This window comes from Roseibium sp. (assembly GCF_025698965.1).
GTDB lineage: Bacteria > Pseudomonadota > Alphaproteobacteria > Rhizobiales > Stappiaceae > Roseibium.
Map to the genome: position 1 here is coordinate 1 of NZ_JAILWL010000249.1, position 9,372 is coordinate 9,372.

Sequence of the window (9,372 nt, forward strand, 5' to 3'; positions counted from 1 at the left end):
TGGACGTTGTTGTCCGTCATGGGAATTTGACCATTGGAAAGTTCGTGAGAGGCACAATTACCCCACGAAGATCGTCGTCACGGAAGAGTGTAGGCAGTCTTCACACTCGTATAGAATTCGGCCGCATAACGCCCTTGCTCGCGTGAACCGAAGCTTGATCCTTTGGTGCCGCCGAACGGGACGTGATAATCGACACCTGCGGTTGGCAGGTTGACCATCACCATTCCGGCCTGGGCATTGGCCTTGAAATGGCTCGCATGTTTCAGAGACGTGGTGCAAATGCCGGAACTGAGGCCAAACTCCGTGTCGTTGGCAATGTTCAGCGCTTCGTCGTAGTCCTTCACGCGGATAACGGAGGCCACCGGTCCGAACACTTCCTCGCGATTGATGCGCATCGCGTTGGACGTCTCGGTCACCAGGGCCGGGGCCATGTAGAAGCCTTCGGTTTCCCGGTTGAGGCGTTCGCCGCCCTGGACCCTGCCGCCTTCACCAGAGGCGATGTCGACATAGGAAAGGTTCTGTTCCAACTGACGGGCGTCAACCACAGGACCCATCTGGATACCGGCCTCCAGCGCATTGCCGACTTTCAGCGCCGACATGCGCTCAGCCAATGCGGCAACAAACCGGTCGTGAATGGCTTCGGTCACAACAAGACGGGAACTGGCCGTACACCGCTGGCCGGTCGAGAAGAAAGCTCCGTTCAGACAGGCGTCAACTGCGATATCGAGATCTGCGTCGTCCAGAACCACCATCGGGTTCTTTCCACCCATTTCCAGCTGCACCTTTTTAAGCCCTGCGCCGCAGGCGGCGGCAATGCCCCGGCCGGTCGGCACGGACCCGGTAAAGGAAATCGCCCTGACCTTGTCGTTTTCGATCAGACGTGGTCCGAGTTCCGAGCCTCGCCCCATCACCAGATTGACGACACCTTCAGGAAGACCGGATCGGGAGAGAATTTCGACCAGCGCATGAGCGCACCCCGGCACCAATTCGGCAGGTTTCAGAACAACGGCATTGCCGTAGCAGATCGCCGGAGCGATCTTCCACGCAGGGATCGCAATCGGAAAGTTCCACGGCGTGATCAGGCCGACGACACCAACCGGAGACCGCGTAACATCGACCTCGATCCCAGGGCGAACGGACGCCAACTTGTCCCCTGTTTGCCGCAGTGCTTCGCCGGCAAAGAATTTGAAGATCTGTCCCGCACGCGCTGCTTCACCGATACCTTCCGGCAAGGTCTTGCCTTCCTCGCGGGACAGAAGCCGCCCAAGTTCTTCCTTGCGGGCGAGAATTTCCGTTCCAACAAAATCCAGAACGTCGAATCGCTGTTGCGGTGTCGATGCTGCCCAAATCGCAGCGGCCTGATCTGCCGCATCAATCGCCTGATCCAACTGCGTAAGGTCGCCCCTTGCCGCATGGCCGAGGATGTCGCTGATATCGGACGGGTTCACATTGGGCGTCGTTGCACTGGTTTCGACCCAGGCGCCGCCGATAAAATTCTTATAGTCCATGATGTCACCCAGCTTGAGGGCGGATACCGGAACGATAGGGATCCGCGGGATTGAAAATCAGATTTGCATCGGACGTGACAAAGGCCTGTCCGGTCACGGTCGGAATGACGCCACCATTCAGACCGGGTTGATAGGAAATCGTGTAGGTGCTGCCGATCACACTTTCCTGTATCCATTCCTGGCCGGGCTTCAGAACTCCGTCGTCCGCGAGGCAGGCGAGCTTTGCCGAACAGCCTGTTCCGCATGGCGAGCGGTCGAAGGCGCCGCCCGGACAGAGGACAAAATTCCGACTGTCGGACGTTGCTAGCTCCGGTGGACCGAACAGTTCGACATGATCGATCCAGGCGCCGTCCGCACCCGTGACACCGGACGTTTCCAGTGCAGAGCGGATCTTCAAGGTCAGGTCCGTCAAGGGGCGGATGTTTTCCGCCGTCAGGTCAATCGGACTATCCTTGACCAGGAAGAACCAGTTCCCGCCCCAGGCGACGTCGCCGGTGAAGCGGCCATAGCCTTCCACCTCAACCACGATCTCCTTGTGCAGGCGGTAGCTTTCGACATTGACCACCGAAACCGTGTTGGCGTCATGCAACAGAACTTCGACAATTCCGACCGGAGTTTCGAACTTGTGCCGTCCCGGCTCTATTCGGCCCATATGGGCCAGCGTAACTGCAAGACCGATGGTTGCGTGACCGCACATGCCAAGGTTCTGCAGGTTATTGAAATAGATCACGGCAGCGGCGCAATCGTCTCGCGTCGGTGGCAAAAGCAGTGCGCCGATCAGGGCGTCATGACCACGCGGCTCCAGCACAACGGACGCGCAAACGTCGATATGTTCGGCTTCCAGCCGCGCTGCCCGTTCAACCAGCGAGCCAGGTCCGAGCTCTGGCCCGCCTTCGATAACGACCCTTGTCGGTTCACCAGCCGTATGACTGTCGATTACGCGCATTCGGCAACGACTCCGCCTTGCCTTGACCAATCGGCATACCAGCTGTTGAAGAGCTTGTATTGATCCTCGATATAGTGGCGTTGCGCATCCGTCAGAGCGTCGGTTTCGTTGAAATGCAAGCGGTACTCTTCGTCCCCGTTCAGCACCATTAGTTGCTTGTAGTAGAGCACCAGATCCGGACCCTCATCGAAGCTGGAAAGAACTGCCAGTGCCTCTTCGAGTTCCTTGGCCTTCTGGCGGGCCTCCACATGACCCTCTGCGGCCTTCTTGCACAGATTGACCAGATGCAGCACCTGCTTTGGAATGGCGTTGCCGATGCCGGTGATCGCGCCGGTAGCCCCGCAATTGACGAAGCCGTGGAAGACGGCCGTATCGACACCAACCATCAGGGTTACCTGATCATCCTGCGAAGTTATGTTTTCAGCCGCATAGCGCAGATCGTCCAAACCGCCGAATTCCTTGAAGCCGATCAGATTCGGGAACTCCTTGCGCAAGGCAAAGAAGAGGTCTGCGCGAGTCGCGAAGCCATAATAGGGGCTGTTGTAGATGACCGCCGGCAGGTTCGGTGCAGCGGAGAGGATTGCGCTGAAATGGTTGCGCTGCGCCGCTGCCGAGATGCCGCGCGACAAAACCCGCGGGATTACCATCAGACCATGAGCGCCGACGCTGGCCGCATGTGCTGCGTGGGCAACTGCCGATCTGGTATTCACGGCTCCGGTGCCGACAACGACGGGAACACCGGCCTTGACAAGACGATCGACGCCTTCCATCCGTTCCTCGTCCGTCAACAGCGGCCAGTCGCCCATGGAACCGCAATAGACAACAGCGGACATGCCCGCCGCGATCAGCTCCTGCCCTTTTTTGACAAGGGCGTCATAGTCCGGCGTGCGATCCGCCTTGCACGGGGTCATCAGGGCCGGCATGCAACCGGAAAAGATATTCGACGACATAATTTACTCCTTCAGGAACAGGTCCGGGGCCTAATCATTCCGCGCCGCGCGGGGCCGCAGACCTGACATCGCTCTTGATCGCGCCAGGTCAGCGCACGTTAGCAAGAAATTTGCGGGTGTTTTCGGATTTTGCATCTCCGAAGATCTGTTCCGGCGGTCCGATTTCTTCCATCACACCCTGATGGAAATAAGCCACCCGGTCGGAAACATCGCGGGCAAAGCCCATTTCGTGGGTGACGCAGATCATGGTCATCCCCTCTTCGGCCAGCAGGCGCATCGTATCCAGCACCTCGCCGACCAGTTCCGGGTCGAGTGCCGAGGTTGCCTCGTCAAACAGCATGTAGGTCGGCTCCATTGCCAGGGCCCGCGCAATCGCCAGACGTTGCTGCTGACCACCGGAAAGAGCGCCCGGATAGACATTCAGCTTGTCGCCGAGGCCAACATGCTTCAGTTGGCTTTCGGCAATTGCCTGTGCTTCCGCCCGGGACTTGCCTTTGACGATTTTCGGTGCCAGCGCGACATTTTCCAACGCGGTCAAATGCGGAAAACTGTTCCATTGCTGGAACACCATCCCGAGTTTCTGGCGCAGTTTGTTGATGTCTGTTCCCTTGGCATGAACATCCGTGCCGTCAACGATCACCGCTCCTTTCTGGATCGGTTCAAGTCCGTTGATGCAGTAAAGCAAGGTCGACTTGCCGGACCCGGAGGCACCGATAACGGAGAGCACTTCGCCCTTTTCGACATCCAGATCGATGCCTTTGAGGACCTGGAGCGCGCCGAAGTATTTTTCGAGGCCACGTATCTCGATCATTGGGCCCACCTTTGTTCAAGTTTTGCGGCATAGCGCGAGACCGGGAATGACAGCGCGAAATAGAACGCGCCGGCGATTGACAGGATCAGGAACGGTTCCTGGGTGCGCGTGATCAGTATCTGGCTGGCCTTGAGCAGCTCGACATATCCGAGCACGGAAACAAGAGCGCTGTCCTTCATGACACCCAGCGCCACCCCGACCCAGGCCGGAAAGACTGCCCTGCCACCGATGGGCAGAACAACGTAACGCATATCCTGCCAGTAACTCATGCCCAGCGACCGGGCGGCACGGCGCATCGGCTTGCCGACCGCCTCGATGCCGCCTCGGGCGACATTGGCCACAAGCGCCGCGGTATAGATTGTCAGGATAACGACACCGGACCCGAACGGATCCAGATCCAGACCGACAATCGGCGCGAAATTGTAAAACAGCACCAGCTGGATGATCAGCGGCACGGATCGAAATATGTCGAGCACCGGTGCCAATGTCAGGGTCGCGGTCAGCTTGCCTTCATGGAGTAACCAGCCGAACAGTCCACCAAGAACCGCTCCGATCGAGATCGACAGTGCCGAGATCCAAAGCGTACGCAATGCAGCTTCGCCCATGAACCAGAAATCGTTGACATTGAACCCGCTGAAGAAGCTTATCGTTTCGTTCATGACAACCTCCTCAGTACCGGAACAGGCGCATGGCCAGAAGCCGCGACGCCGCCAGGATGAATTTGACGATCACGTAGTAGATCACTGCCGTGACGGCGAAATATTCGAAAATCCGAAACGTTCGGCTGGCAAAGAACTGGGTTTCGCCACTGAGTTCGCGAAAACCGACCAGCATGCCGAGCGACGACATCAGAACTGCCCAGACCAGCTGGTTGGTGAGCGGGTGATAGACGATCCGGAACACCTGCGGGATGATGATGCGGGTGTAGGCCTGCCACGAAGACATGCCGAGGCTGCGAGCCGCACGAAGCTGCGTATCCGGCACAGCCTGAAAACCGCCGCGGAAGTTTTCCGCAAGATATCCGGCACAGTTGAAGCTGAGGCCGCACAGAACAATGGCAAACGGGCTCAGATGAAGGCCAAACGCCCCCAGGCCAAAGCCGAAGAAGAACAGCTGGAACAGCGCGGGCGTATTGCGCGCCAGCTCCACCCAGGACGTTGCCAGCCAATAGAGCGGACCGCGCATGTGCATTCGCACCAGCGCTAACACGAGACCAATGACGATCCCGACCACCATGGAAAGCGTTGCAACCTGCAGGGTCAGCAAGCCGGCTTCCAACAGGTCCGGCAGGCTTTTCAACACCGGCCGCCAATGGAAATTATAGTCAAACATTCTCAAGAAGCTCCGGCAGATCCCGCCCGTTCTCAGGCGCGACGCACTCGGATATGCCCTCGGAACCGACCTTGTTCAGGAGATCGACTGAAAGCGCGTGAAAAAGACCGGGGCATGCCGGAACACCCGGGCATGCCCCGAAAGAGGATCAGTACATGACACCTGGAATGCGCAGTTCAGGCGCTTCGCCACCGACATATTTGCCCCAGAGTTCGTCATAGCGGCCCGAGCGAACCTGATGGGTCACAAACAGGTTGAGGAAGTTCAGCCAGGTCACGTCTTGGCGTTTGCCGACAACGGAGGTGTAGTCGGTTGTCCAGGGCATGCGCGGACCAGGTTCAACACTGTCATACTGCTCGGTGATCGGCTTGACCGCGGTGTTGGTGGTGATGCCGATGTCGGCCTTGCCCTGCGCGACAGCCAGAAAGACTTCGTTTTCGGACTGGTATCCCTGGTAGAGGTTCTCCTCACCCCATTCCTTGGCAATCTTCAGCCACTCCTGCTCCGGAACTGTACCGATAGCAGCGGCCACGCGCTTGCCGCGAATGTCTTCAAACGACTTGATGCCGCTTTCAGCGTTCACAACACCCTGGGCATAATAGATCGCGTAGGGAATGGTGAAACCGACCGTGCGGGCGCGGGCCAGGCTGTCTGAAGTTGCTCCGAAGACTACGTCGGCACGCCCGGTGACGATGACAGGCAGGCGTTCGGCCCAGGTCACCGGATAGATGATCGGTTCGACTTCGAGAGCTGCTGCGAGATCGTTGCAGTATTCGACGTCAAATCCGGCCGGATCATTGTTGGCGTCGCGATAGCCGATCGGCGGGAAGTCGAGCACGACACCACAACGCAATTGGCCACGATCGACCACATCATCCAGCGTGTCTGCTTTCACTGGCAGAGCGGCGACAAGTGTCAGTGCGGCAGCGGCCGCGAATTTCTTAAGCATGGTTTCCCCTCTTCATTTCAGAAGATTATTTGGTCAGGCGCCACATTGATAAACTAAATTGGATCCAATATTCAATATAAAATATCCGAAAAGATTTTCCGCTTCACCAAAACGGGGCATTCCCGTAAAAGACGGGGCAAGGAGAACCGGCTTATGAAACTGAAATCGATGGACATTTCCGCAACAGCGTCTGCGTCCTCAATTGTGTTCGATGCGCTCAGGAAAGCCATTATCGAAGGCCAGCTGGAAGAGGGTGAGCCGCTTCGCCAGGACGAAATCGCACGTCTTTTCAACACAAGCCGCATTCCCGTGAGAGAGGCTATTTCTCGTCTTGAGGAGCAGGGACTGGTGAAAACGCAGCGCTACAAAGGCGCTGTCGTCGCCGGGTTGTCACCGCGCGAAACGGAGGAAATCTTTGACCTTCGAACGTTGGTGGAACCGGAAATCATCCGCAATGCAGTGCCGCTCATGTCAAAGGACATTCTGGTGCAGGCTCGCGAAAAATGCGCCGCCTTTTCCGCATCCTCCGACCCAATGGAATGGGGCGACCTCAACCGGGACTTTCACGAAACGCTCTACAGTGCCAGCAATCTGAAATTCTTCCTGGAAATCGCCCACAACGCCATCGACCGTGTGGAGCGCCAGATCCGCGCACAGCTCGTCATGAGCAATGGTATGGAACGCGCCGGCCGTGAGCATTTCGGAATTCTGGAAGCTTGCGAAACCGGAAATGCCGAACTCGCCGCGAAACTGACCCGGGAACACATACAGGGTGCGAAAAAATCCCTGCTGGCTCATTTGCCGCTGAGTTGAGCGTGTCTCCTGCGCTAACGTTCTTCCCGATAAAAAGCAGGCAAAGGTCCCTTGTTGCTTAACCGCCAGCAGGCGCAAAGCGTTTGCGATATTCGCGGGGGGACAGACCGACGATCTTTTGAAACAACTTGCGAAACGCCGAGACGTCCAGGTATCCAACCTCCAGCGCAATGGTTTCGATGCTTGCGGTCGTCAGCTCCAACCGTTCCCGCGCCTTGGAAATACGCAGGCGTTGAAGATACTCCGACGGATTAAGTCCGGTTGATGCTCGAAATCTGCGCAGGAAAGTGCGCTCTTCCTGTCGGGCAACGCTTGCCATTTGCGGGACAGTCACCGCGGACTGGAAATTGGCCTGCAGCCAGTGCTGCACCTTGAGAACCCCGGCATCGCCATGCGTCAGGTTCGGCGCGAACAGATTATAGTAGCTCTGCTCGCGCTCACCTGGATCGATCAGGAAATACCTTGCTGTTTCCAACATCACGGCGGGTCCCAAATATCGGGCTACCAGCTTCAATCCGAGATCCATCCAGGCCATCAATCCACCAGCGGTGACAACATCGCCGTCGTCGATGATCAGCCTGCTTGCCTCAAGTCGCACCTCCGGGAACGTATCGGCGAATTCTTTCGCCAGTGCCCAGTGTGTGGTTGCCTGGCGACCGTTCAAAAGGCCGGTCTCCGCGAGGGCGAAAGCACCCGCGCAAATTGAGCAGATCAGTGCACCTTGTGCATGTTGCCGCGCGATCCAGCGCACAACCGACGCCAGTTCCTTGCCTTCCGGTCGCGCACCAAGACAAGGCGGTAGAATGACCGTATCGAAACCCTTGAATTCATCAGGTGAAAAGCTGTCGACCAATTCAACCTGAAAGGTGCGCGGGATTGTGGCACCGGCCTGCTGGAACCTACCTGCCGACTGCAGCAGATCCTTCAGGCCCAAGACTGCCGCCTGTTGTGCGCGAGGATAGGTCGCAATGCCAATCCGAATTGTCTGACCGCTGGATATCATTTGTCAAATCTAACCCGATTTATGTCAATTTCGCCAATCACGCTTCCAGGGCAGCGGGGTGTAAATCAAAACTTCCAACTCGCGAGGAGAAATTCATGTCCAAATCCGCATTGATCCTGATCGACATCCAGAACGACTATTTCCCTGGTGGAAAATGGGAGTTGCACAATATCGAAGCCTCCTCTGCCAATGCCAGACGATTGCTCGATCAGGCCCGCCACGAGGGCGAGACGGTCATCCATGTTCGTCACGAATTTTCCGGTGAAAACGCGCCATTCTTCAAGGCAGGTTCATCTGGTGCAGACATTCATCCAACCGTGCAACCTGCCGAGGGAGAGCAGTGCGTTCTCAAACACCACGTGAACGCTTTCCGGGAAACAAATCTGAAACAGCTTCTGGATGAATGCGGCGTCAGCGAGGTGACCATTGCCGGCGACATGAGCCATATGTGCATAGACGCCGCAGCTCGTGCAGCTGCGGATTTCGGTTATGCGGTCACTGTCATCGAAGATGCCTGCTCTTCGCGTGATCTTGAGTTTAACGGTGAAACGATTTCGGCCGAGAATGTTCACAAGGCCTATATGTCAGCGCTCGGATTTGCCTATGCCACAGTGTTGACCACCGACGCCTATCTAGCGGCCTGAGAATGACAGTACCTGCTGGAGCAATCGTGCATCGGGCATGCGCGGTTGCACCAGCCGTCAGTCAGCCGAAAAGCAGGGCAGGACATCCTCGGTGAAGTAAGGTTCCTGATTGACCCAGAACATGTAGTCCACCTTCAGGAAGTCTTTCGCGAATGCGTGGAGAGCCGGTACCATGCTTGTGCGGTTGCGGACGATCTCATCCGAAGCTGTCTGACCGATGTAATTGCCGTCCTGAATCGCAATGCCGAGCGGTGCGGTGTAGTCGTGCTCGTGCATCATGGCCAAGGCATGATTGAGCTGCCCCTTGCGTTTAAACATCAGGTCCGGCGCACCGAGACCGACGCCGATCTCGTCGCCAAGTTGGTAGAGCCCTTTCAGATAACCTTCATCTTCCCAGGGCAGCCATTCTCCGGGCA

At 57.3% G+C, this 9,372-nt stretch carries 10 protein-coding genes and 1 pseudogene; 2 read left to right on the plus strand and 9 right to left on the minus strand.

Annotation, left to right across the window (positions count from 1 at the left end; translation table 11 throughout):
• Positions 1-77: 77 nt before the first annotated feature.
• From K5905_RS19280 to K5905_RS19310, 7 genes are all read right to left on the minus strand, one after another.
• Complete coding sequence (locus K5905_RS19280) at positions 78-1,520, minus strand: aldehyde dehydrogenase family protein (RefSeq protein WP_297586733.1); 1,443 nt, start codon at positions 1,518-1,520, stop codon at positions 78-80.
• Positions 1,513-2,454: a proline racemase family protein gene (locus K5905_RS19285; protein ID WP_297586717.1), complete on the minus strand. Its 942-nt coding sequence runs from the start codon at positions 2,452-2,454 to the stop codon at positions 1,513-1,515. Before K5905_RS19285 ends, K5905_RS19280 begins: the two co-directional genes overlap by 8 nt.
• Positions 2,445-3,404, minus strand: a complete 960-nt coding sequence (locus K5905_RS19290) for a dihydrodipicolinate synthase family protein (RefSeq protein WP_297586718.1) — start codon at positions 3,402-3,404, stop codon at positions 2,445-2,447. Before K5905_RS19290 ends, K5905_RS19285 begins: the two co-directional genes overlap by 10 nt.
• A gap of 88 nt (positions 3,405-3,492) precedes the next feature.
• Positions 3,493-4,215, minus strand: a complete 723-nt coding sequence (locus K5905_RS19295; RefSeq protein ID WP_297586720.1) for an amino acid ABC transporter ATP-binding protein — start codon at positions 4,213-4,215, stop codon at positions 3,493-3,495.
• Positions 4,212-4,874 carry an amino acid ABC transporter permease gene (locus K5905_RS19300; RefSeq protein WP_297586722.1) on the minus strand — a complete coding sequence of 221 codons (663 nt, stop codon included), beginning with the start codon at positions 4,872-4,874 and terminating at the stop codon, positions 4,212-4,214. Before K5905_RS19300 ends, K5905_RS19295 begins: the two co-directional genes overlap by 4 nt.
• 10 nt (positions 4,875-4,884) lie before the next feature.
• Positions 4,885-5,547, minus strand: coding sequence for an amino acid ABC transporter permease (locus tag K5905_RS19305; RefSeq protein ID WP_297586723.1), 663 nt, complete (start codon positions 5,545-5,547; stop codon positions 4,885-4,887).
• Positions 5,548-5,695: 148 nt separating this feature from the next.
• Positions 5,696-6,496 (minus strand): transporter substrate-binding domain-containing protein, encoded by an 801-nt coding sequence (locus tag K5905_RS19310; RefSeq protein WP_297586725.1) that lies wholly within the window; start codon positions 6,494-6,496, stop codon positions 5,696-5,698.
• A 153-nt stretch (positions 6,497-6,649) separates the two neighbouring features.
• On the opposite strand from K5905_RS19310, the gene K5905_RS19315 reads away from it, so the two are divergent.
• Positions 6,650-7,309, plus strand: coding sequence for a GntR family transcriptional regulator (locus K5905_RS19315; protein WP_297586727.1), 660 nt, complete (start codon positions 6,650-6,652; stop codon positions 7,307-7,309).
• Positions 7,310-7,367: 58 nt separating this feature from the next.
• Here K5905_RS19315 and K5905_RS19320 read toward each other — a convergent pair whose 3' ends face one another.
• On the minus strand, positions 7,368-8,312 hold the full coding sequence (locus K5905_RS19320) for a GlxA family transcriptional regulator (protein WP_297586729.1): 945 nt from the start codon (positions 8,310-8,312) through the stop codon (positions 7,368-7,370).
• 95 nt (positions 8,313-8,407) lie between these two features.
• Here K5905_RS19320 and K5905_RS19325 point away from each other — a divergent pair, with 95 nt between their 5' ends.
• Positions 8,408-8,956 (plus strand): cysteine hydrolase family protein, encoded by a 549-nt coding sequence (locus K5905_RS19325; protein WP_297586731.1) that lies wholly within the window; start codon positions 8,408-8,410, stop codon positions 8,954-8,956.
• Positions 8,957-9,013: 57 nt separating this feature from the next.
• Here K5905_RS19325 and K5905_RS19330 read toward each other — a convergent pair.
• Positions 9,014-9,372, minus strand: a pseudogene (locus tag K5905_RS19330) (hypothetical protein); the annotation flags it as partial.